Below are 23,077 nucleotides of genomic sequence, written 5' to 3'. Positions count from 1 at the left end.
AATAAAAAAGCTTTATCTGTTACAGATAAGCATTAGTGTTAATCACATCGAAGGACTAGGAAAAGGAATTCTCCTTAATTGGATAAATAAAGCACTTTTTATTTAAATAGACATTGCCTTTAGCCTTTTTACCCTTTCCGCAGTCAATGGATGCGTTGAGAACAAGTTCGCCAACTTTGCGCCATTTAACGGATTAATAATAAACATATGTGCGGTAGATGGATGCGTTTCTGCTTGAGCAAAATATTGCTGCTGGCTAGCGTGTTCAATTTTTAATAAAGCGCTGGCAAGCCATTGGGGATTGCCACAAATACGGGCGCCACCGGCGTCTGCTTCGAATTCCCTGGAGCGAGAGATTGCCATTTGAATCAATCCTGCTGCCAGAGGAGCGAATATCATCATTATCATTCCAACAACAGGATGAACACCTTCTTCGTTTGATTTTTGCCCAAACATGGAAAACCACATGAACATATTAGCAATTCCACTAATTGCTCCCGCGATTGTCGCACTCACTACACTAATTAAGGTGTCATGATGAAGGACGTGAGCCAGTTCATGGGCTAAAACTCCACTTAACTCCTCTTTAGTTAATTGATCTAATAAGCCAGTAGTTACTGCTACACTGGCATTCTCGGGGTTTCTCCCGGTGGCAAATGCATTTGGAGCAGGATTATTGATCAAATAAACTTTGGGTGTTGGAATTCCTGCCCGATAGGCAAGATCTGATACAATCTTGTAAACAAAATTATTGCTAGTCAGCGGTTCAGCCCTATACATCCGCAAAACAAGAGCATCTGAGTACCAATAAGCTGAAAAATTCATAATCCCGGCAAATATTAATGCAATCAACATTCCTGTAGAGCCACCAAGCAATGCGCCGATAACTACAAGCAATGCAGTGAGTGATGCCAATAAAATAAAAGTTTTTAAATTATTCATCATGTTCAACTTACCCATTTTTGAATCATTCTTGATGAGTATAATGAGGTCAAATATTTATACTTCAAGTCTGTTAAAAATCATAAAGAATCATTAGTAGTACTATTTTTTAAGCAAAAAGTTAAACCAGGCAGCGGATAAAAATAAATAATTAAAATACTTCGAGTCAAGACTGTTTTTTTATTATTTATTTGTATAACATAGCTACGTCTTAATTCTTTTTAAATATCCCTTCTCTGTGGATATCTATTTTTCGCTGAAATGAATTCCCAATCCTTAAATTTATAAGAATCCCATATTTTATGGGCTAATATCTTTTTTAAATTCCGAATATCTTATTTAAGTTATTCACAATTTCTGTGGATAAGTCTGTTTATAGTCTGTCAAATTTCTTGTGGGATTTAGAAGTTATTTGGATGATTCATCCTTTAACAAGGTGTTTTTTCTTCCAGATTACATCCAATATCAAAAGCAGATCAGATGTTTGCACCGGGTAAAAGAGTTTGGGGAGGATGGTATGCGATGCCTATGTACTATTTTTGTTCTTTTAAAATTGATTTAGGTAAAAAAATACCAGTAAATATTTAAACTATAATTATCCTATTGGTGTTTTAATTTTTCAATCGGTATAAAATTATGACTCACGAAAAAACGGATCAATTAGAAAGTTCCTTAATCTCTCAAATTGGCTATTACACCCCAGCTTCCAAAAATAACCCTGCTGTAAATCAAAAAGCTTATGACAGACAATTTGTACAGCAACGTCTGGATGAAGATGGGATAGAGCGCTTACATAAGAATACTAAGAATAATGAAGACCAGCATCGAGCGAAGGTTGCTAAGTATAAGTTAGACCATGGAATGCCTGGGGAGCCAGGTAGCGATGATTCAACTTTTTTTAGAAGGGAATTCGTAAAGCTTATGGCTGCTAAAAATGCTGTAAAAGAGGGGAACTTTGAGGGTGACCCCGAGATCCGCAAAACAAATCCTGAAAAAGCAACAATCAGAATGGAAGATTTTCTTGGTAAAGAATATACCCGCTTATATCAATTAGCACTCGAAGAGGAGATGAATAGCGAAGAATACATGAATGCCGTGTTTCGGGCATCTACCTCTCATTTTGAAGGAGAGAAATGGACAGAACGTCCAGTTGTTGTGGTTGCAGGACCTTCTGGTAGTGGAAAATCTTTTGCTGCCAAGGCCGCAGTTGAGAAAGCAGTTAAACTTCTCCCCAAAATAGAGGGTGATGCTTCTGGAAACGATGTGGTAGCTATTGATGGCGGTGTTGCTCGCGAAGTTTCCCAAATGAGAAAGTTAGTTATTCAAGTTGCTAATAATAAAGGTTATTCTGGTATTTCTAATTTACATTCACAAAGCAGTATCTTAGAAAATGTCAAGGAGAGGATGCGGGATACTCTTTTAGCTGCCCCCTCAAAGAATGGTACGGCTCCTTTACTTGGTGTGGTCATTCCAGAAACCTTTTCTAGCCATCTTAATCCTGTAGGAGGGCCCAAGCTACTTAAGGACATTAACAAATTGCCCGATACGCGGGCTGTATTCTGCCGAGTAGATGGCGAACATCCTGGTCTATTTAAAAAAATTGTTTCTTTTATGGGCTCAAGGCGAGCATGGAAAACAGATGATTTCGATAAGAAAATAACATTGGATTTAAATAATACCAAGATAACAGAATCCAAAGCCTATGGTGCAGGTGGTTTTAAATTCGGACAATTGGGATCAAAACTTGCGGAAAAATGGTTTAAAAGTCATGGACGTGATAATTTGAGCATGGTTATTACTAATGATCTTATTCTCAAAAAAGAAGATCCCCCCAAGTCCAATAAATGGGTAGATGCAGAACAAAATGATAAAGGGGCCGTTTTAATTTCCAAGCGAGTATTTGAGAAGTGGGAAATTGCGCAAGAAATTTTGAGTGAGGAACAAAAGAAAGCCCCCCCAATGACACTGGAAGTTTTCATCAGCGAATTTCCAATTTCCTCCCTAATCAATACTTCGGCAGAATTGGATTTAGCCATAGCCAAGGAAGAAATTCGGCAACGCATAGCAGTAGTGTCTAAAGAGTTGGAAATTGCCAATCAAAAATATATGGGAAATCATCCGAAGAAAGAAAAATTACAAGAAAAATTGGAGCGGTTAAGTATCATTATTGGGAATATGGAAATAGTGGATGGAAAAGATATTAAAGATATAGCGGATTTAAGGGTACAGCTGTTAGGTGAAATCAAAGAAATGGAGAAGCATGGGGACTTTGGCTTTTTTAGCAAAACAAAGAAAGCATTGAGTCATGCCCTTAAGGCCCTGGACAAGTTATCTAACGAATTAAAAGACGCCAAGAAAACCAACATGGAAGAATTCCAAACTTACAAACAGGCGATGCAGCAAGTTAGACCTCCACCATCATCTGATATGAAGCATACAGAAGATGCAACGATAAGCCCGCAATTATAACTTGGCTCTTTACCTGCAAGTGGTGTTGTAAGCGAACTTATAAAATCAGAAAGTTATTCCCGGCTTGCAAGGCAGGGTGCCGGTTTTATTTCTTTTTTTGGATAAATACTTGGAGAGAGTCAAGCAGGGATTGGAGTTGCACAGGGATACCCTTGGAGGTGACCGATTTTTTAAAAAATGAAGCTGCGCTGCGCGCATCATCACTATCCAACACGATAAAATCGATAACTTTATTCTCTGAATCTATTAAGGTATATAAATAAAAGGTGTTGCCCGAATCTCTAACCGTATATTTTTTTATTTTCCAATTACCTTCGACTGGATTCGCAATCCATTTATTATAATTTTTAATTAAAAAAGAGGGATTATTGACTATATAATTTATCAATATATTCGATAGTTTGATACTTACCCCTCGCTCTATTGCCAACTGCTCCAGATTCTCTTTGGTTAACGGGAATGCCTGGTTCCATCTTACTAATGGGAGAAGAATATTTTTAATGTAGATGGGCCGCATGAGCATGAATAAAGGAATACCTAGATTAAATAAAAAAGCTTTGGGCCAGGTGTATAGTTTAATCAATGGCATAAGCCTGAGCTCCCGTTTTTGATTTAAACTATATAAGTTTAATGCATTTTTATCAGGATAAGGTGTCTTTCTACCTATTGCTCCTATAGAAAAAGGGGATTAATTTAGATTAAGCTTGTTTATAAGCATTTATTTTGCAGAACAAGGATTTAATCGGGACTCAATTAAACTGTCCAATGTGGAGGTATAATGGCCATAAATTTTATTAATTTTACACCATACCCCTAAATGGAGTTTATTGACCAGTCCTATCAGTAGGAGAGCTGAGTGCGATGAAGCGACGAATTGCAAGAGAATTCGGTATGGACAGGGTGATTCTATTTTTATTTCTGGGATTTTGGCTGACTTTTTCTACCCATGTGTTTGCTAAAACCACGGTAGAAGTAGTCGATACGGATCCGCCTGGAAATGTAGTTACCTTGAGTAAAAACCAGAACTTTTATCTCCACTTGCACTACCAGTCCGACCAACCCGTTAAAATTTGGGTCAAACCTTATTTTCAGGGTAAAGTGGTGTCTGCAGGGAGCAATCCCTCCCGTGTCTACCCACCCGGCAGTGGAGGGGCACTTGGCTGGTTTTTCCTGTTCAATCCCGGGGAGCAGGTAGACGAGGTTAGAATTCTTGCAGGGGATGGTTCTTTAGGAGAAACTCCTGTTGTCGCGACGTACCCCGTACAAGTCACTGGCAGCGACCAACAAAATACAGTTCATATCAAGCCTGATTGGGTAACACAATTGAGTGCACTTGATGCTGCGGCGCAAAAACAAAATTATACAAGACAGATGAATACGCCACTATCTTTTGGCGACAGGATGCTAGCCTTTATTTTCATGCTCAGTATGTTCGCACTTGGTATTCTGGGAATTATTACACCCTTACTGGGTTTATGGAGATGGGAGGGGGGGTGGCGTATTGCTGCGTTTGTTCCTGCAGCACTGATGGCATTTGTGGTGTTGCGACTTGTCATCGATATCTCAGCAGATCCTTCTTCACACAATTTATGGCCATTTGAGATCCTGGAGACCGGGGCGCTTAGTGTGGCTATTATGGTTGCTTTGACGGTATTAAGAAAAATCACCAGGGCAGGGGGGGTGTCATGATGCCGCACTGGCTCAGCGTATTATTCCTGCTATTAACCGGTGTGTGTCTATTAGTGGTTGCATATCACGGGTACCGTGTCGGAGAACTTCGGGGGGGTACAAACCTATGGTGTGGTGTCTATCGACCCACACGTAAGGATAATCCACTTATTTTTTACTTTTTTCTGATTTTATATTTCAGTGCCGGTATGTCTTTGTGCCTATGGGGATTGCTCTCGCTGTTAGGTATGGCTCCTGATATCAAATTCCGCTAACAGCAAAAGTAGCGTTTTAATGGGCGTCTGTTGATTCACGCGAAGATTAAAGAGTTCACCAATCAGTATTGTCATTTTACTCCTTGGTAATCAGTTTGTTTTTTTTAGCGGATAGCAAAATGGACAAACGATCGTAATGATGCACTTCAAAGGCATTATTTTTTTTAAGAGAGGGATTGGGATCAAATTCTCCGTTAACAAGGGTTATTTTTTTTTGAGTAGAACAGATAGTGTGTGATGAATTATACAGACGCTTTATCTGTTTGCTTTTACGAAGCGACTCTGCAGCCCTTATAAAAATACGTGTTAGTTTCTTGGCGAGCTGTTCTTCATCATTTAGATCCTTTTCAAGATTTTTCTTTTTTTCTTGCAGCCACCAGCTTTGAAAAGATTCTTTGCCATGTATTTTTTCAAATTGGTTTAATAGCTTATAAGCAATCACAAAAACGTGTCGTAGCGATGCTGACTGAACGTCCAGGGAGCCAAGGGAATTTAAAGAGCAAAAGAGTATCCAGGCCTCCTGCATTTTTTGATAGGGAATGGCTTCTTCAAAAAACGGCATGTCTCTTTTTGTTTTCAAGGCATCTATTAATTCCAGCAAAAAGGAAAGAGAATCGTCAGGCCTGTGGGGGCCATTATAAAAATTATTATCCCAGGCTTTGGAGGATTGAGTATAATCATAATTATAAAAAATAAGCGTTCGCTTATCTGCTTTTAATAAAACATTGTAAGGTGGGTTCCATTTCTTTATTTCCTCTGATTCCAGTAGTGCGGCTTCCAAGGGGGTATCGCATTCCATGGTTTCAATCTCCCAAACCTGTGCCAACATTTCGAGTTTACGCCTGTCCCTATTTTTAATTCCTCGAAAATAAGAGTTTACCCGGGTTTTTAACGAGGTGGCTTTGCCAATATATAAAACGGATCTATCCTGGGCTAACATGCGATAAATGCCTGGTTTAGACGAAATTTCAAGTCTTGTCAGGCGGTTGATGTTGTATTCATAACAAGAAGGCTTTGGCAGGGCCTTTTGGGTAAGCCATTGAGAAAGGGTTTTATAATCGGTTACCTCCTGTGACCTCAGTAAGGGTATTAGCGCTTGCCATATACTGCGAGTCATTTTGATGTGGGAGAAGATTTCATTTTTTGGGGTATTCTCAAGTTTTAAATAACCCGCCATGGCTTTTAAGTTATGACTGGGAAGATTGGGGAGTAAACGTTTTGCTATTTTTTGAGAGCAAAAAAGTTGAAAATTTAATTGTTCTGTTTGCGTGTGCTCTTGATAAAAATGTTTTAAAAAACTGTACTCAAACTGAGCGTAATGGGCAATAACAATGGGATTAGCACCCAGTTTTTTTAAAGTTTTTTGCAATTTATTGAAAATAACCCGTGGATCCATACTTTTAATAAGATCAGTCTCGGAAAGCTGAAGCATTTTTCTTATTTTGTTGGGTATTTCCTCATCCAGTTTCAAGGTCCATTTTTCAATTTTTGATTCAATCTTGCCGGGATCAAAGATACTCCAACCGATTTGCAGCAAACGGCCAGTACTGGGATGCATTCCTGTGGTTTGGCAGTCAATAATTAAAATTTTTCTTTGAGCTAATTCACCCATCTGCGAACTATGTGGAGGAAAACTTAGGATAGAGGGGAGATTTAAGTACATCTGGGTCTTAAAGTCAAAAACAATATGGATGCATTCCCATGTTGGGCTGTTATTTTTCTGGGCTCCAAAATAAAGACACATCATTTAATATGGATTTGGAAATGAGTTCTTGGGGATTCTCAACAAACCAGTCTTTAGGCATGCATTGGCTATAGGTTTCATGAAGAAAACGATTATCCAGCAAGACAATTAATCCGCGGTCATTTTCTGTACGAATCACTCTGCCTGCGGCTTGAATTGCTTTAGCCATGGCAGGATAGATGTAGGCGTATTCTTTTCCTGCCTGATAATGAGTTTCGTAATATTCTTTCCTCCGTTCCCGTTCCCAGTCAAAAACAGGGAGGGGAGGGCCTATAATGAAGGCGCCAATGGCTAAGTCCCCCACATAATCAATACCTTCGGCAAACATTCCTCCCTGTACTGCAAAGAACAAATGGTGTTTTTCCCTTTGTTGAAGTTTCTGCAGTAGAAATTTTGCATCAAAAGGGGACATTACCCGTTCCTGGCGTAAAAGGTGAAAAGTGGGTGGTACTTTAATTTGGTGAAAAACCTGTTCCAGGAATTCAAAACTTGGAAAAAAAACAAAGTAATTTCCTGGCTTTACTGAGACGATTCGGGTGATTACTTCATTTATTTTTACAATATTGGACTTACGGTCTTTGAACTTTGTCGAAACTTGAGGAATGAGAAGTAACTTGCGGTTTTGCGGTGCAAACGGTGAGGCGAACTCTTCCGTATGTAAGTCTGGAGTATTTAGCCCAATTAATTGGCTGTAATAGTTAAAAGGCTTTAGGGTCGCTGAAAAGCCAATCACTTGCTGAAAATTAAGATAGTGTTCTTTTAGAAAACGAGACGCATCACAACAGCTGATTTTTAAAAGATTCCGTTGGGGGTGGAAGAAAATAAAAAACTCCTCATATCCTTGATTCACAAATTCAAGCGCGGCAGTAAACTCAGACCAATAGTTGCATAATTTTAAAATAGGGTCATTTTCCTCAATAACTAAGTCAGACTCCAAATAACTACTCAGGAATTGATTGAGTTGTTCTTCCTGTTGTTTTAGGTCGTGGACAGAAATTTGGGCAAGATGAGGATGAGCTATGCCAGGCAAGGCAGATTGGTGAATGAGGTCGATGCATTGGTTGATTATTTTTATTAATTTTTTTTGAAAAATGTGGGGATATTTATGCAAAGCATTTAAATAAAATTCAAAAAATGAAACGTTAAGTTCGGGGGAAAAATAATCCATACTGCGGCTGGGTAAATTATGGATTTCATCAATGACCAAATTAGGCCTTTCAGTTTCTCCAAGAGCAATTGCGGCTACGCGGGAATTGGCATGCGTAGTTGAAAAAACATAATTATAATCACCTATCACTACATCGGCAAAGGGGACGCAAGCCATTTGCAACTCGTAGGGACAAACAAAATAGGATCTGGCAAGCTCCTTAAAAAAGGATGCTTCTAAATTATTTTTTTTCCGGGCTTTTGCTAATAAATCATGCTCAGTACATTTTGTATAATGATTTTGGGCAAACTCACATTGTTTGCTGGTGCACACAGGTTCTTTTTTCATGCACAATTTTTTTTTCGAGGTAAGCACTAATGATTTAAAAGCGGCCCCTTTGGATTGAAGGAGGGTTACTGTGTTTACAGCTATTTGATGTTGGGTATTTTTAGGCGTGATGTAAATCGTTTTTTGTCCCCTGCTTAAGGACTCTTTTAATGCGGGATAAAGAATACCCATGGTTTTACCTAGGCCTGTAGGCGCTTGAATAAGCATCGGCTTTTTTTGCTTCATGGCACTATCTACCGCTCTCATTAATTCCTTTTGCTGAGGCCTTGGTTGCTCAAATGGAAAAATAAGCCTGGTACTGTGTTTTTGACGACGCTTCACCCTTCGCTTAGCATCTTTAATCTCCTCTACCAGTTCACCTAGACGCGTGTCTAGCCAGGTTTCAAAGCGCTCGATGTTTAAATCCAAAGGCAGCGGATAAGCTTTATGGTTACGCAAGGAAATAATCATTAAATTTAATTGCGGAAGGGTTTGTGTTTTTAACCAATGGATATAGCCATAGGTTTGCAGTTGCAACCAGTAGGGATGGGTAAAGTAATGATCGGCCAGCACGTCAATTAATTTTTGGGGGTCAAAAGCTGTTTTAATTTCCTCAATCCGCAAGGATTCACCCTGGTACACTCCATCCATACGGCCTGTAAGATGAAACAGGTGGCGTTTAAAGGAAATTGAATGCTGGATTATCACTTCTGATGCATAGTCAGGGTGTTCCAGATGTTGTTTGGCCTGAAACTTTTGATGGGCCTTTATCGCCAATTTGGGTGCGGGGCCAAAGCCTGAATAGGTATCGATACTGCCGATTCGGGGAGAGGGAAGGGCTAAATCAGTAATTGAGAAAGGATACTTCTTCATGAACCAGAAAATGAGTGCGTGAGATTAATAAAAAAACTGCCTTATAGAAAAATAAATCATAGCATAAGGAATAAATTTGCTCAAAAAATTTCTCTTTTGACTATAATATAATTGGATGCCACAAGGAATTCTCATGTTTTATCGTTTATTACTCTATTATTTTCGTCTTAAACTGATTCGTATTCTTTTTGAGTTACTCATGAATCATCAAAAGGTGCAAAAGTCACCCAGGGCAATGCAGCTTTTAAGCGTTTTGGAGTCATTCATTACCCAATACGTTTTTAAAAAAGGCCCTAAAAAAATATAAAGATCGGTGCATCGATTTTTTCAGTTGCCTGATTCATATTTTTTCCAAGTGAGTTTTTTTTGCCCTGCTATACTTTTGATATGGTTACTGACCATTATCAAGTATGTCTTCTGAAAAGTTTGAACCTGTTAACCTATATGACTGCGGTAATCATTGGGGAGAAACTCCCGAACGATTGCACAAGACAGCAAAACAGTTTGTTGGTCAAGAAACGTGGTTTGAAACACAAATAGACCATGTCATTGGATTAAATGGAGATGAACCCGGAAAGGGACCTGGCTTAATTCTGGATGAAGAACAAGACATTCACATGGTTTGGACCGCGGGGCTTACTGGATGTATGGGATTAGCCATCCTTGGCAAGAATCCGGAAACTGGTAAGACAGAGGTATTTTTTACACATGCCAGACAATATGAAAAACCCGATGCGACCACTGATCCTGAAAATCCTATGTCTATGGCGCGGGAGTTCGTGAGATCACACGAGGAAATTCGCGTTTTCTGGGGAACTGATTTTTATAAAGGGTGTACTCCCAAGGAAGGGCAAGCTGCCCGTCAGGAAGCCCAAAGAAAATTAAGTACTCAACTGGGATGTTGGGTAAGGGATAATGATTGTGTGGTTGCAAGTGATTTAACCTTTTTTCCTAAGGTAGGACTCATGTTACCGGACAAGCCGCAAACCGCTTATAAAGAGTTAATCAAGGATAAGGATTTACCTGCGAAAATAGCTTTCTCTGAAAGCAAAAAACTGGATAAATTTATTCCCGATCCTGAAGTGGAAAGCAAAATTCGATTACATTTATCAACAATAAAAGCCGCAAGAAACAAATGGGCTCGCTGGGTTCATTTGGATTCAGTAAGAGAGTTGAAAATAATTGCTTTAACTCATATTGTAGAGGCTTATAAAGTAGGTAATTACGATGTTTTAAGGCATTATGCCCAACATGCGCATAACCAAACCTCTCCTTTCGCTGATCCTGATGCGAAAAGTGTATGGCGCTCGCAAGAAGGCACTACACGTAAACTTGCCGAGATGGCACACAAAAGTGCTTATGAGATAATAAGTGCTATGGGACAGAATGGTTGCGGCTTAAATAAAGATGGCGAGCCCATTGCTAGCTATCGTCACTATCAACCCAGTCCCAAGTTAGACCCTCTTCGAATATAGGAAAAATTTGCCTGCCTGGGTGTACCAAGAGGAGGGTTCATTTAAACGTTGACTGTTCTGGATAAAATTTCAAAAGACTTAAGGATTTGCTCCGGAGTATGAATAGCGGTTATAAAAAAACGTAACCGAGCTGAGTTTTCAGGCACCGCGGGATAAATGATGGGTTTTACATTGATTCCCTGATTAAAACATTCCCTTGATGCCCGGATACATTTTTGTGAGTCTCCCAAAATGATGGGTAAAATGGGAGTCTGCTCATTTAATCCTATATTAAAACCATACTGCAGTGCGGTCTCTCTTGCTAATTGGCTCAATTCATGCAAGCGGTGAATTCTCGCAGGCTCCCTCGCCATGATTTTTATGGACGATAATGCTGCCGCTGTATTAGCAGGTGAAAGTCCTACGGAAAATACAAATCCTGGACAGGTATATTTTAAGTATTCAATCAACTCCTTTTTTCCAGCAATATATCCACCACAACTTGCAAAAGATTTGCTTAAAGTTCCCATCCAAATTTCTACGTCAATAGGATCTATGTCATAATGTTCACTAATACCTTTTCCACTTTTTCCAAGAACACCCATAGAATGGGCCTCATCGATCATCAGCCAGGCTGCGTGGCGGTTTTTTACGTTAATAAAATGCTTAAGAGGCGCGATGTCTCCATCCATGCTATAGACCCCTTCGATAATGATTAGAACTCTCTTATAAAACCCGCGATCTCTGGTTAAAATAGTTTCAACTGCTTCCCAATCATTGTGAGGGAAAGTCATGCGTGTTGCTTGGGAGTAAACCGCACCTAATACAAGGCTGTTATGTGCAAGCTCATCATGCAAAATCAGGTCATCAGGTCCATAAAGATGGGCAATGGTCATCACATTGGTCGCATGGCCGCTCGTAAAAACAAGAGCATCTTCAACCCCTAGCAATGCTGCTAATTCATTCTCCAGTTCCTGATGAATAATTTTTTGTCCTGATACAAGCCGGCTTGCAGACACAGAAGTTCCATATTTTCTGGTTGCCTCACAACTTGCAGAAATGACCTCGGGATGGGAAGCTAAGCCAAGATAATTATAGGAAGTGAAATTTATGTATTCTTTCCCGTCGATGAGACAGGTATTTTCAGATGTGCCTTGCTGAGCATCAAAAAAAATATTATCTCCTAATTGTGCTTGCATGTTTTTCAAATGGAGATAGGGGGGATAGTTTTTAAAATCGGTATCACTTCTTGCGGTTGTTTCTATTTTCTTTTGCTTTGGGTTGGAAAAATTCTTGAGTTTATTTAAGTCAGGTTTTACTTGTAGTTCATTAACACACTCCAAAAGATAATGTGCTAATTCCCTAATATTCTCAAAGTTAATGATGAGTTCATTATCAATTTGAATTTGAAATCCATCTTCAATGTCTGCAATAAAATGTTGGATATGTAACGAATCAAATCCAAAATTTATTAATGGGGAGGTGATATCAATATTCTCTTTAGGCTGGTTTAGAATATTGGCTATATTATTTTGCAAGAAATCTTCAATTTCACCAATGGTTAAGGGCTCTTTACTCATCATAATTACATTTTCCTGATTGCCATAGGTATAAAGGGTTTAATCCATTATCGGCCACCAATTTTTTTATGATGTTTCTTCTTAATTTGCCACTGGTGGTTTTAGGGATTTTCTTCGGTGGTATTAATGCAATGAAATGGGGGCTTAACCCAAAGCCTGAGCTAATATTGGCTTTTATTGTATTTGCAATCTCCTCAAGTTCATGGGGTGGGAAAAGTTGCCTGACTTCGGCCACTATTGCCAATTGTTCCGAATCATTGCCATTTATTGAAACTGCAGCGATACAACCCGTTTTTAAACGAGGGTCTAAAGAGCCGATAAAGAGTTCAATATCATACGGATAGTGATTTTTGCCGTTGATTATGATGAGCTCTTTTATTCTTCCGGTAATGTATAAATTACCTTGATGCAAAAATCCCAAATCTCCAGTTCTAAGATATTTTGTTTTATCCGCTTCTTTTAAATCTGCATGAAAAGCGTCCCGGGTTGCTTCATCATTTTCCCAGTAACCTGATGTTACACTGGGTCCATGGAGCCATATTTCTCCGATTTCACCCTCCGCACATATTCTAAAAGGAGGTTTGGAGACTATAAGTGTAGGTACCATCGGCTTCCCGCATCCAACCAGGACACTGGTTTTATTTTCTCTCCCATCAGATAACACAATTTTATTTTGATGTAAGGAGTCCATATCGACATGTAACAAGTGTGGGTTTTCGTTTTCTTTTTTGTTTCCACTTACAAAAACAGTGGATTCAGCCAAACCATAAATGGGATAGAAAGAATGTTTTTGAAATCCATACTTACTGAATTTGTTATAGAAATGATTTAAAGTTTTATGATGAATGTATTCCGCTCCATTATAAGCAACTCTCCAGGAATGCAATTTTAAATTATCTTCGATTAATTGTTCGTCAATTCTTTTTTCGCAAATTTCATATGCAAAATTGGGTCCGCCACTGATATTTGCTTCAAAATCAGAAATAGCTTTCAGCCATAAATAGGGATGTCTCAGGAATGAAATAGGGGACATCATAAAGATAGAAAAGTCGGCATACACAGGGAATAATAAATTTCCTATCAATCCCATATCATGATAGGGAGGTAACCATGAAACCATACGTTCATGGCTTGTTTCACCTATCGTTTCATAAACAAGGCTTAAATTATCCAGCAGGTTTCCATGTCTTACAATGACACCTTTAGGCATGGACGTTGACCCCGAGGTATATTGTAAATAGCACATGTCGCTACTTTTAAATGATTGAGGTTTATAAAATTCAGCCCTGTCAGCTGAAGCTTTATTGATATCAATCCAGCGAAAGTTTTCAAAATCCCACTCCATTAATTCATTTATCTTTCCGGAGAATTTACTTACAAATTTTTGAATCAGGGGAATAGAGGCTAAATTTTTAATAAATCCCAGTTTTTTAATTTTCTGGGTAATTTCTGTGTTGGACAAAATAATCGAGGGTTTCGAGTTATTAATTATGGCTTGTAATTTTTCAACAGTGCTTTTATCAAATGGGGGATATGCAGGTACTGCAAGTACTCCGGAAAATAAACATGCCCAAAAGGTGATGATATAATCAATTCCGGGTGAGAAAATAAGTAAAACACGCTCTCCTGGTTTACTGTATTCCTGAATTAATGCGGCTATAGCATGAATTTTTTGTTGAAGCTCGCCATAAGTAAGGCATTCGCTATTCTCAAAAAAACCTGTTGCCGAAAAATAATATAATGGATCTGACGGTTTTTCACGACAACGCTCCGAGAACAGATCCACCACATTGTCAAATTTTTTCCTTGTACTCATAAGAACAGCCGAACAATTTTTGTATCTAAATATCTATCTTAGTAGTGTAGTAGCTTTTTTAAAATGTACAAAAAATAAACCGATCGTAAATATTTAAATGGTAATTTATCTTAACGACACAATAAGAATTAAAAATTGTCAATTTGTTTGAGTTTTGCTAATTAACCATCTATAGTTATAAAATCCTTATTTAATTGGAACGACTCACCAAGTCCTCTTAGTTGTGATTATGAACCAGCCCGAATTGCATTTGTACCGTGATTTAACCAATTCGGAAAAGCGATACAGCCAAGCCATAGTGTGGATACCTTTATTAGTAACACTGTTTAGTATCATTTCCGGGATATTATTCGACATCAGCCTAGGAACATTAATATTATTTTTGCTCTGTTACAGCGCTACGGTGTTAGGGGTGACGGTTGGGTTTCATCGACTGCTCACTCATCATTCGTTCAAAGCAAAGCGGGCGGTTAAGATTGTGTTTGCGTGTTTGGGATGTATGGCGTATGAAGGTCCCCCATTTTTTTGGATAGCAGCCCACCGCAGACATCATAAATATACAGAAACGGAATTTGATCCCCACTCACCTGTTTCACCAAAAAAAGGGGCTTGGTACAGTTTTTATCACGCGCATATGGGATGGATGTCTCAACATACCTTAGAGAACTGGCGATTTTATTTGGGTGATTTGCTTCATGACCGCGATTTACGGCTTATAAATAGATATTACGCTTTAATCGCTTTAAGTGGAATAATTATTCCAGGACTTATCAATGGATTGATGTACATGAGCTGGTACGCTTTCTGGGAAGGAGTCATTGTTTGTGGATTTGTAAGAATCTGTTTCCAACAACATGTCACCTGGTCCATTAATTCTGTTTGCCATATTTGGGGTAGAACAGACTTTAAAACACAGGATAACAGTAAAAATAACTGGATTTTGGCATTCCTTGCATATGGAGAAGGTTGGCATAATGGTCATCATGCTTTTCCAAGTTCCGCCAAGCATGGATTAAAAAAAGGACAAATTGATATCTCTTACCTGCTAATCTCTTTATTAGCGCGAGTGGGGTTAGTTCACGCAATCAAGATACCTACAGACGAACAAATAAAACAAAAATCCCTGAAAGAATAGGGCTTCTCATTTTTTTTATACTGCATCAATAATAGTTTTGAGTTCCTGAGATTAATTAACGCTTATCCCTTGCTTGCATGTTAACTGGTTTCCCAAGCCCCATTTATCTGTAACCCCTTAAAATTATTGATTTTCAAGGGGGTTTTCGCATAAAAGAAAATCAAAAAGAAATGTAATTGCGCAAATTGCGTATGTAATTTAATTCCCCTTAAAGGGATTGCGTGTATCATTGGAAATGAATAAAGCTTCTTGAAGCATATTCTGGTACAGCAATGACTCTGTCATAAAACAGAGAAGGAGATTAAATGATAACTTTTAATAAAATGACCATCGCTTTAGCCGCAACAACCCTCTATCTGGCTAATTTTTCTGCTACCGCCGCAGATCAAAATCACCTCAATATTTTTTTAGTTTCAGATCCACATGTGGACATAACAAAGCGGCAAGCGACTCATATCAATCCTCTTCCAGGAACTTCAGAGGAATTGGATCAAAAAAGTTTTAAAACCCTAATCGCTAAAATTGGAGAGCAAATTGATTTACGCCAGGACATGAATCAGACATTGATATTGCTCGGCGACTTACCCGCTCATAATGCGTACAGCCGTAAAACAACCCGGGACAATATTAATTTGGTTCTTGAACAACTGAATGAAAAGATAAACCCCACTCCGTATTATTATGTTTTCGGAAATAATGATTCCCTGCAAAGAGATTACGGTCCGTTTACTTACAACACTGAATCTGTCTCTGACTTGTTCAAAGCTATAACAGGAAACGGGGATGGATTTCTTTCAACAGGGCTAAAATGCCCTTTTTATGAAGCCTCATGTATCAATAATGAGAGTACTCAATACGGTTACTATTCTGCATATTTAGGTAACCACCTCAAACTTATTTCGCTAAACAGTGTAGTATTTGTATCAAGACCGGGATTTTCACCTTCACGTGAGGGGGCTGCGGAAGAGTTGCAGTGGTTAGAAAAAGAGCTAAAATCAAGCAAAGCAAATCATGAAAGCGTGCTATTAGCCATGCATGTTCCCCCACAAAGCTGGGAAACCACTTATAAAGACTCTTTCCAAAAAATTATAAAATCTTATCCAGAAATTGTAATTGGTATGTTTGCAGCACATACTCACTTTGATGAAATCCATGCAATTAAAGTGGGAAGTTATGTAATTCCAATTGTATATTCGGCTTCCATTGGTTCAGATCATGGTAATGCTTCCTCTTTTAAAACACTCAATGTGTCAAGGGCAAATGAACAGGCTCCATGGAAATTAAAAGACTACATAACCTACAATTTCATTGGTGATACTGCTGCAAAGAGTCAACTCACCCCATATTATGATTTTAATCAAACCTTTTGTTCGGGAACGACTACATCTGTAGGGAGTTGTCTGAAGAAACATATTGATAATAATAAATTTGATTCTGCCGCCAGTACGTTAATGAGTAAGCATTATACAGCGGGTAATCCAAATAATAGTGTCAAAATTGATCCGTCCTCAAAGTGGCTCATGATTATAAAGTAATAATTCAAAAAACTTCGCGAGAGCTATAAATTGAACAACTGCCTTGACCAAGGCAGTTGCTTTTTAATGTGAAGAATGCATTTTCTGGAAACAAAGAGCAGCTTAGTTAACATATGAGGTAATGGGTGGGGTAGTCCATAAAGCGCATTGTGGTGCTGGAATTTCATACGCTGTTACCACATTGTCAACAATACTGTTGAGAATGGCTTTTTTTGTATTTAACGAATCTTTGGTGACAGTACAAACTACATCTTTTTGAGAGATATAAACAGTACAGCCTCCTTCGTCCGCCGCATTGCGGGTATAATCCACATCTCTTGTAGTCATTTTATAAACTTTTTTCAATAGTGCTTCGGAAGTTAACTCGACACTGAATGGGTTGGCTACATGGAACTCACCCCAGTTAGCTATTCCAAAAGCTGCAGTATTTACCAAATCAGGAATGCCATTTACATCCAAATTAATGGTGCTTGTATAATCTGGAGGAACAGGCAGATTAAGTAAGCCGAAATGAAAATCTGAGGCTAAAACCTTACTGAATTCGGTTGTAAATATAGAGGCTTGCGCACTTGGATCATTACGATAAGCGGATTTGGTACTTTCAAATACGAACCAAAGATGATTATAGCTATTAGTACACAATTGAACATCAGAATAGGATAGCTGATGTGTGAACCCTGATTGGCATACCGACAAGAAACATGTTGCTGCAACTAAATGTTTTAACATGAATAAACTCCCTTTTATTTTATTAAACTAATTAATATATCTTAAGTTTATTGTCTAATCTATAACAAGATGTAAAATGAGAATCATTTAATTGCATTTTATGACTGGACACCCTATTTAGCTTTTAATTTTATTAGCTAATCCTCTTGTATTTCTTGCAGTTTTTCCTGTTTTCCAAGGTCACGGACAAATTTTTCCAGGATGCGGTTGGGTGAGATATTTGCTGCGATTGACTGTCCAAAATAAAATCTCCATGTTATTATATGCATCCAACTGATGTATAATTCGACTTTTATTTTATAGAGAGGACATAAATTATGTTTTTAAAGAAGTTCCCAGAAAACTTACTCATTAAAAAAATTAAAATTAGCGGTCCTTTTATTAGTGTTTATGTTCCTGAAGACGAATTAGAAAATTTTCAACAAAAATATCATGGTCTGATAAAGCGATATTCCGTTTTATCAATCGGTGAAGGGTTGATGCATGATTATGCTCATTATACTCATAACAAGAATCTCTCTTTCTTTACGGGAAAAAAATCAGACGAGAAGAATGAACATTTCCATTTTATTTTACCTGCAATAGCCAATGAGGCGAACTTAAATACCTTTCTAAGTTTTTTTGATGATAAAGACCTAAGTTATGAACAAAAGCAAGCCCTCTTAAAAGAATTTAGGGAGTATTCCACTACCCCGTCTCTAAAGACATCTTTGGAGCAAATCAATTCTTATAAGTACACTCTATCTGCCTTGCTCTATGAAGATCCTTACCTCACAAAAATAATGCCCTTATTCTCTGAATTTGTTCGCAAGCTGGAGCCTTATTTGGGTGATAATCCCGATGAGCCTGTGAATATTGATCCATCGATCAAACTTAAGGTGGGTGGCCATCAAGTATCTGCCCGTGACGCAGATCTTAATTTAACTCTTTTTATTAACCATATCGAAATTTTGTCCTCTCTATCTGATATCATTGAAAAATTAGAAAAACAAGGGAAAGAAGCAGTCTCTTCCGATACCATAAATAAATTAAACCAACTTTTTGAGTCTGCATCGAAAAAGCCACTCCCTAATTTTAGTGCAGCACCTTATCTCTTCAATGAAATGGTGGCGCATTTTCCATTTTTAGATGGAAATTTAAATAATTTATATCTAATGTTGAAACAACAATTAGAGAGTACGTTAGAAACAGACCAACTGGTTTTTAACCCACAAGTCATTAATCTTCCTTCTGAGGATATTGCCTATACCCAGGCAATATTTTTCTTAAGTAAACAAGGAAACATAGGACTTCAAATCATGGATACTATGGCGCGTTTACAAGAAGGCAAAAAGAGTTTAAACCCTTATTGGATTAATAGCGGTAGCAAACTGCAGGGCATCGTGAATGCTGTATTAAGTCTCGAAAAGACTGGAGATGATCTTAAGCAAATGGCTCTGGATCCCCACTCCGAGCTCTATTTGGCCCTCAATAAGCAACGGCTATTACCCTTAACTTTCTTAGGCAGCTTCGCTGTTAATAAATCCAAAACCCTGATAAAAGTGGAAGATGAAATCACTCATTCCCCCACCTGCTCATGAGACGGTTGTTATTCTAATTAATATAAAATAGGGACAACTTGGGTGGAGGCATTATATACTGCCTCTTCCCATTTTTTAAAAATCTCTAACACAGCGAACTGCTTCTGCGGTTGATTTCGTAAGTCCCAGTTGACTGGACGAATTTGAAAAGTTCTGCATCCAGCCAGAAGAAGTATTAAACTGGGTTGAACTCCAGAAAAACCCATTTAAACATCCTGTTTGTGCACATCCTATAAGGGACGGCAAATTTTCCACAATATTGGGGGTTCCTGCGGTACACCCTGAACCATTTGAAGCGGGCCCCATTTGACAAATTGCGGGTAAATACCAATTTTGGTAACAGGTTCCAGTGACGCAAGGGGAGTTTCCTGAAGAGTCAATAGTATAGTCCGAACAGAGGCCGGCTGCATAATTTGTACTTGTTACACCCGCTTGAGGGGATAATGTCACAGAAATAGCCACAGTATTTGCGTCACCCTCTGTGATACTGGTTGCTCCTGTCAGAACACAGGACCCTGCTTGACACACATCGCTGGAATCCCAGGGAATGGTGAACAAAGGCGCATTATTGGTTAATGCTACCTCAGTTCCGCCCACACTGGTATCAATTGCTGTAGTATCATTAAGGGAAAAGACATAACCTTGCTGATAAATACTTCCAAATTCCAATACATCCAGTGCTATGTTTAATGTATTGGTATTTGTTCCCTTGAGGGTCATTGTCATGGTGGCCGATGATGCTGTTGCCCCAGGAGTTATTGTCAGAGTACAGGTTCCAGTGGGTAACATGGTTCCGCAATTTGCAGGACTAATTGTGGTCCCAGTGGGAAGAGAAGGGGCTATAGAATAAGTGATGTTAAATGCTGTCTCCGACCCATAATTGGTAATAGTAATCTGTCTGGCATTCCCGCTTTTGGCCAAGGCCATGGAGGAGGCAGTTGTAGACAGGGTGGTAGTTAGAGGGGCATCAACAGCAATTGTCGCCGTAACCTGGTTGGTATTACTCCCTTGTATTGGAATAGCTTGCGCAGCATGGGCGCTATTTCCCGGAGTAAAGATCAATTGGCATGAGCTGCCAGGGTAAATGCTGGTACACTGACTGGCATCTTGTGTGACATCAGCCCAGCTCACGGGTAATGTAGCCTGAACATTGAGGGCAGTAACAAGCAATGATGCATTTGTAATTGTTACGTTTTTGGATATTCCGCTTGAAGCTGTCAGCGTCAAACTTGTGGGGCTTACATTTATAGTGGTAGTTGAGGGAGCGTCAACCGAAAGGGTGGCAGTAATTTGCGTGGTGTTACTTCCTTGTATAGGAACATTTTGTGCACTATGGGTGGTATTTCCCGGAGTAAATATCAATTGGCATGAGCGGCCAGGAGCAATACTGGTACACTGACTCGCATCTTGAGTTACATCAGACCAACTTGGAGGCAATGAGGCTTTGACATTCTCCGCGGTCACATTCGCGGAGGTATTTTTTATAGTTAAATTTCCTGGAACTCCGCTGGTTGCCGTGAGTGCCAAACTTGATGGAGTAACGGTAAGGGGGGCGGCCGTGGAAGCATTAACAGAAATTGCGGCAGTAACTTGTAGGGTATTGTTTCCTTTTATTTGAATGGTTTGGAGGCTATGTGTTGAATTGCCCGGGGTAAAAATAAGCTGGCACGAATGACCAGGGGCAATGCTTGTGCACTGGCTGGCATCCTGGGTCACATCAGCCCAATTTTGGGGCAAGGTAGCCTTGACATTGAGCGCGGTAACACTGGTTGATGAGTTTGTTATCTTTAAACTACCAGACATTCCACTCCCGGCAGTCAAGAGCAAACTTGTCGGACTAACCTTAATACCAGCTATGTTTTGGCTCAATTTGGTAATATTCAAGCTATTGCCTGGGCTTGGTTGATAACACTGCATGGAATTTCCGGCTTGACATACCACGGGACCTCCGGAAACATTTCCAGGTAAAAGAGCTCCTTTTACCAATAAAGCCAGGGTGCAGGATTTTTTATAGACCAGTGTAAATGGATTAGGGCAAGTTGTGCCAGAAATTACTTGAGTAATCCCGATAACAGGCTTCATATACAAAGTGTGGGTACGACGGGATTGGTTAGTAACACGATATTTAATTATTGCCGTATCAGTGTTGGAAAGTGAAACAGTAGGCGGAGCGCTTGGATCGGATATAAATGTCCACAGTGGCTTACCTGCCTGAACTGAAGTAGTCAGCAGAAGTACTATTGAACTGAGAGTAATCCAGCAGATATTTTTTATTTTCATCAATTATCCCTATGAAAAATGATTAAAATTATTTGATTTTCCAATACGAGAAAATCATTCCGGGAATGAAATGTTTTTGGAGTGTGAGTTTTTTGAAAATGAAATTTTTAAATCATCATATCAAAGCCCTGGTGGGAGTTCAATGGAATTAAATCAATAAAATCAAAAGCTTAATTTAAATAAAATCCGTGGAAATAAGTGCAAATAATGAAATATCGACAGCGAAAATGCGGCAAATTTATGAACCAGTAGGGTGATTTAGCTGAAATAATTGTGCTTGTTTTTCTAATAATTGATCCATTACGGAATCTATGCCATTCTCTGAGGCTTCTACAAGTAAAGCAGAGAAATCTGCTTTATAAAGACGATTTAGATTATGCACAACCCTATCCCGGGAATGCCTTTGTTCTCTTAGTTCAGATTCGTCCAAGGCTTTAAGACAGGCCTGCATTTCAATGGAGGGATTAATGTATTTAATACCTTCCTTGATCAGACTTCGAGTTATAAGCTGAAACATCTCATATTTCATCGCCTCTTTATACAGGGGATCGGCACCGACCTTACTACAGCTTTGCAATAAGGCCAGCAAGTAATTGGCAGTTAAATGAATATCTTCTTGTAGGTATAAGTCAATCACCGTATCAATATCATTACAAAAGCTTATAATCCCTTTGAGTATATTATTATTTTCAGGCTTACTAAAGTCTGCCCATCTTGAAAAACTGTCTATTTGGGCGTGCAGGGAAGTCAGTACTTTTTTTATCCATTTTAGCTCGTAGGCATCAATTTCTTTTTGCCTGCCGGTATTATCGATAGTTAAAAGTACCTTGCTATGGGGGCGTTGATGTTCTCTACCCATACCTTTCTCAGAGGTTTCTCTATGGGTTAGAAATAGGGTGTTTGTGCCTTTGGGTTTTTCAAATTGCTCATGCAGTACATATTTATTTGCAATTACATCGACATATAATCTATGTTCCAAAAGAAGCTTTTGTTGTAATTCCTTTGCAAATCCCAGACCTTCGCATACACACAGCACAAGGGTAAGGCGAGGTTTTATCAGGGGGTCCTTTAATGCCGGATCCACCAATAGTTTCCTAAAATATTGGGCCACATCATCCAGCTTATATATTTTGGGTTCCCCTGATTGGCGATCAAGTACGCAATCGGTTAACTCTTCCCGCCCATGGGCAGAGAAATAGATTTTTGTTCTATTTGTTATTGACCCAGGAAAAAACTTAGGATCGTTCATAGTTTTCAGATCACTTCCATCAGCTATTTTCACTAAAGTGACAGGAGTATCGTGGATTATAAGCTCATCGATCGTTGCAGTAATTTGGTCTTGAGTCAAATTGATGTAAATGAGTTTGTCATAATTGGAATACATGGAGAACAGGCCTTCAGATTTATATCCATAATTAATTATAAGCTTTAAATGACAAAAAAAATCCAAGGTGATCATGTTGCAGCCTTAACTAGGGAGAATTGATGCAAAAATATGCTAAAATGAAAGCATAATATACTCT

The 23,077-nt window shown here is 38.8% G+C and carries 16 protein-coding genes; 7 read left to right on the top strand and 9 right to left on the bottom strand.

The genetic code is table 11. The annotated features are described in order from the left end of the window. Positions 1-102: 102 nt before the first annotated feature. Complete coding sequence (htpX, locus tag KYQ_RS07350; protein ID WP_010653208.1) at positions 103-945, bottom strand: zinc metalloprotease HtpX; 843 nt, start codon at positions 943-945, stop codon at positions 103-105. Positions 946-1,578: 633 nt separating this feature from the next. Here htpX and KYQ_RS07345 point away from each other — a divergent pair. Beyond that, the gene (locus KYQ_RS07345; protein ID WP_010653209.1) at positions 1,579-3,411 is read left to right on the top strand and encodes a hypothetical protein; all 1,833 of its coding nucleotides are present in this window, start codon (positions 1,579-1,581) and stop codon (positions 3,409-3,411) included. An 85-nt stretch (positions 3,412-3,496) separates the two neighbouring features. On the opposite strand, the gene KYQ_RS07340 is transcribed toward KYQ_RS07345, so the two are convergent. Continuing rightward, a complete protein-coding gene (locus KYQ_RS07340) occupies positions 3,497-4,000 on the bottom strand; it encodes a DDE-type integrase/transposase/recombinase (RefSeq protein WP_010653210.1) in 504 nt (167 codons plus the stop codon). A gap of 272 nt (positions 4,001-4,272) precedes the next feature. On the opposite strand from KYQ_RS07340, the gene KYQ_RS07335 reads away from it, so the two are divergent. Continuing rightward, positions 4,273-5,100: a hypothetical protein gene (locus tag KYQ_RS07335; RefSeq protein WP_010653211.1), complete on the top strand. Its 828-nt coding sequence runs from the start codon at positions 4,273-4,275 to the stop codon at positions 5,098-5,100. 330 nt (positions 5,101-5,430) lie between these two features. On the opposite strand, the gene KYQ_RS07325 is transcribed toward KYQ_RS07335, so the two are convergent. Both KYQ_RS07325 and KYQ_RS07320 read right to left on the bottom strand, forming a co-directional pair. Beyond that, positions 5,431-6,966 carry a 3'-5' exonuclease gene (locus tag KYQ_RS07325; RefSeq protein ID WP_115264601.1) on the bottom strand — a complete coding sequence of 512 codons (1,536 nt, stop codon included), beginning with the start codon at positions 6,964-6,966 and terminating at the stop codon, positions 5,431-5,433. Between the two features lie 100 nt (positions 6,967-7,066). Beyond that, entirely contained in the window at positions 7,067-9,445 is a 2,379-nt protein-coding gene (locus tag KYQ_RS07320; RefSeq protein WP_010653214.1) for a helicase C-terminal domain-containing protein, read from the bottom strand. 133 nt (positions 9,446-9,578) lie between these two features. Here KYQ_RS07320 and KYQ_RS19130 point away from each other — a divergent pair, with 133 nt between their 5' ends. Next, the gene (locus KYQ_RS19130; RefSeq protein ID WP_019349797.1) at positions 9,579-9,752 is read left to right on the top strand and encodes a hypothetical protein; all 174 of its coding nucleotides are present in this window, start codon (positions 9,579-9,581) and stop codon (positions 9,750-9,752) included. A gap of 103 nt (positions 9,753-9,855) precedes the next feature. Next, positions 9,856-10,920: a hypothetical protein gene (locus KYQ_RS07310; RefSeq protein WP_010653215.1), complete on the top strand. Its 1,065-nt coding sequence runs from the start codon at positions 9,856-9,858 to the stop codon at positions 10,918-10,920. A 41-nt stretch (positions 10,921-10,961) separates the two neighbouring features. Here KYQ_RS07310 and KYQ_RS07305 read toward each other — a convergent pair whose 3' ends face one another. Both KYQ_RS07305 and KYQ_RS07300 read right to left on the bottom strand, forming a co-directional pair. Beyond that, complete coding sequence (locus tag KYQ_RS07305; RefSeq protein WP_010653216.1) at positions 10,962-12,482, bottom strand: aminotransferase class I/II-fold pyridoxal phosphate-dependent enzyme; 1,521 nt, start codon at positions 12,480-12,482, stop codon at positions 10,962-10,964. Continuing rightward, a complete protein-coding gene (locus KYQ_RS07300) occupies positions 12,472-14,295 on the bottom strand; it encodes a fatty acyl-AMP ligase (RefSeq protein ID WP_010653217.1) in 1,824 nt (607 codons plus the stop codon). Before KYQ_RS07300 ends, KYQ_RS07305 begins: the two co-directional genes overlap by 11 nt. 229 nt (positions 14,296-14,524) lie before the next feature. Here KYQ_RS07300 and KYQ_RS07295 point away from each other — a divergent pair, with 229 nt between their 5' ends. Together KYQ_RS07295 and KYQ_RS07285 are read left to right on the top strand one after the other, a co-directional pair. Then, complete coding sequence (locus KYQ_RS07295) at positions 14,525-15,430, top strand: acyl-CoA desaturase (protein ID WP_010653218.1); 906 nt, start codon at positions 14,525-14,527, stop codon at positions 15,428-15,430. A 305-nt stretch (positions 15,431-15,735) separates the two neighbouring features. After that, on the top strand, positions 15,736-16,965 hold the full coding sequence (locus KYQ_RS07285; protein ID WP_010653219.1) for a metallophosphoesterase: 1,230 nt from the start codon (positions 15,736-15,738) through the stop codon (positions 16,963-16,965). A 102-nt stretch (positions 16,966-17,067) separates the two neighbouring features. Here KYQ_RS07285 and KYQ_RS07280 read toward each other — a convergent pair whose 3' ends face one another. Further along, positions 17,068-17,694 carry a hypothetical protein gene (locus KYQ_RS07280; protein ID WP_010653220.1) on the bottom strand — a complete coding sequence of 209 codons (627 nt, stop codon included), beginning with the start codon at positions 17,692-17,694 and terminating at the stop codon, positions 17,068-17,070. Positions 17,695-18,011: 317 nt separating this feature from the next. Between KYQ_RS07280 and KYQ_RS07275 the strand changes: the two genes are divergently transcribed. Continuing rightward, on the top strand, positions 18,012-19,274 hold the full coding sequence (locus KYQ_RS07275; RefSeq protein WP_010653221.1) for a hypothetical protein: 1,263 nt from the start codon (positions 18,012-18,014) through the stop codon (positions 19,272-19,274). Between the two features lie 75 nt (positions 19,275-19,349). Here KYQ_RS07275 and KYQ_RS07270 read toward each other — a convergent pair whose 3' ends face one another. Together KYQ_RS07270 and KYQ_RS07260 are read right to left on the bottom strand one after the other, a co-directional pair. Continuing rightward, the gene (locus KYQ_RS07270; protein ID WP_010653222.1) at positions 19,350-21,554 is read right to left on the bottom strand and encodes a hypothetical protein; all 2,205 of its coding nucleotides are present in this window, start codon (positions 21,552-21,554) and stop codon (positions 19,350-19,352) included. A 238-nt stretch (positions 21,555-21,792) separates the two neighbouring features. After that, positions 21,793-23,013, bottom strand: a complete 1,221-nt coding sequence (locus KYQ_RS07260; RefSeq protein ID WP_010653223.1) for a hypothetical protein — start codon at positions 23,011-23,013, stop codon at positions 21,793-21,795. Positions 23,014-23,077 lie beyond the last annotated feature (64 nt).

This window comes from Fluoribacter dumoffii NY 23 (assembly GCF_000236165.1).
Lineage (GTDB): Bacteria > Pseudomonadota > Gammaproteobacteria > Legionellales > Legionellaceae > Legionella > Legionella dumoffii.
This window is presented reverse-complemented; position numbering and strand designations above follow the sequence as displayed.

Excerpts from the sequence above, each read along its gene's own strand:
- htpX (WP_010653208.1), bottom strand. The coding sequence starts at position 945 with ATGATGAATAATTTAAAAACTTTTATTTTATTGGCATCACTCACTGCA.
- KYQ_RS07345 (WP_010653209.1), top strand. The coding sequence starts at position 1,579 with ATGACTCACGAAAAAACGGATCAATTAGAAAGTTCCTTAATCTCTCAA.
- KYQ_RS07340 (WP_010653210.1), bottom strand. The coding sequence starts at position 4,000 with ATGCCATTGATTAAACTATACACCTGGCCCAAAGCTTTTTTATTTAAT.
- KYQ_RS07335 (WP_010653211.1), top strand. The coding sequence starts at position 4,273 with ATGAAGCGACGAATTGCAAGAGAATTCGGTATGGACAGGGTGATTCTA.
- KYQ_RS07325 (WP_115264601.1), bottom strand. The coding sequence starts at position 6,966 with ATGGGTGAATTAGCTCAAAGAAAAATTTTAATTATTGACTGCCAAACC.
- KYQ_RS07320 (WP_010653214.1), bottom strand. The coding sequence starts at position 9,445 with ATGAAGAAGTATCCTTTCTCAATTACTGATTTAGCCCTTCCCTCTCCC.
- KYQ_RS19130 (WP_019349797.1), top strand. The coding sequence starts at position 9,579 with ATGTTTTATCGTTTATTACTCTATTATTTTCGTCTTAAACTGATTCGT.
- KYQ_RS07310 (WP_010653215.1), top strand. The coding sequence starts at position 9,856 with ATGTCTTCTGAAAAGTTTGAACCTGTTAACCTATATGACTGCGGTAAT.
- KYQ_RS07305 (WP_010653216.1), bottom strand. The coding sequence starts at position 12,482 with ATGATGAGTAAAGAGCCCTTAACCATTGGTGAAATTGAAGATTTCTTG.
- KYQ_RS07300 (WP_010653217.1), bottom strand. The coding sequence starts at position 14,295 with ATGAGTACAAGGAAAAAATTTGACAATGTGGTGGATCTGTTCTCGGAG.
- KYQ_RS07295 (WP_010653218.1), top strand. The coding sequence starts at position 14,525 with ATGAACCAGCCCGAATTGCATTTGTACCGTGATTTAACCAATTCGGAA.
- KYQ_RS07285 (WP_010653219.1), top strand. The coding sequence starts at position 15,736 with ATGATAACTTTTAATAAAATGACCATCGCTTTAGCCGCAACAACCCTC.
- KYQ_RS07280 (WP_010653220.1), bottom strand. The coding sequence starts at position 17,694 with ATGTTAAAACATTTAGTTGCAGCAACATGTTTCTTGTCGGTATGCCAA.
- KYQ_RS07275 (WP_010653221.1), top strand. The coding sequence starts at position 18,012 with ATGTTTTTAAAGAAGTTCCCAGAAAACTTACTCATTAAAAAAATTAAA.
- KYQ_RS07270 (WP_010653222.1), bottom strand. The coding sequence starts at position 21,554 with ATGAAAATAAAAAATATCTGCTGGATTACTCTCAGTTCAATAGTACTT.
- KYQ_RS07260 (WP_010653223.1), bottom strand. The coding sequence starts at position 23,013 with ATGATCACCTTGGATTTTTTTTGTCATTTAAAGCTTATAATTAATTAT.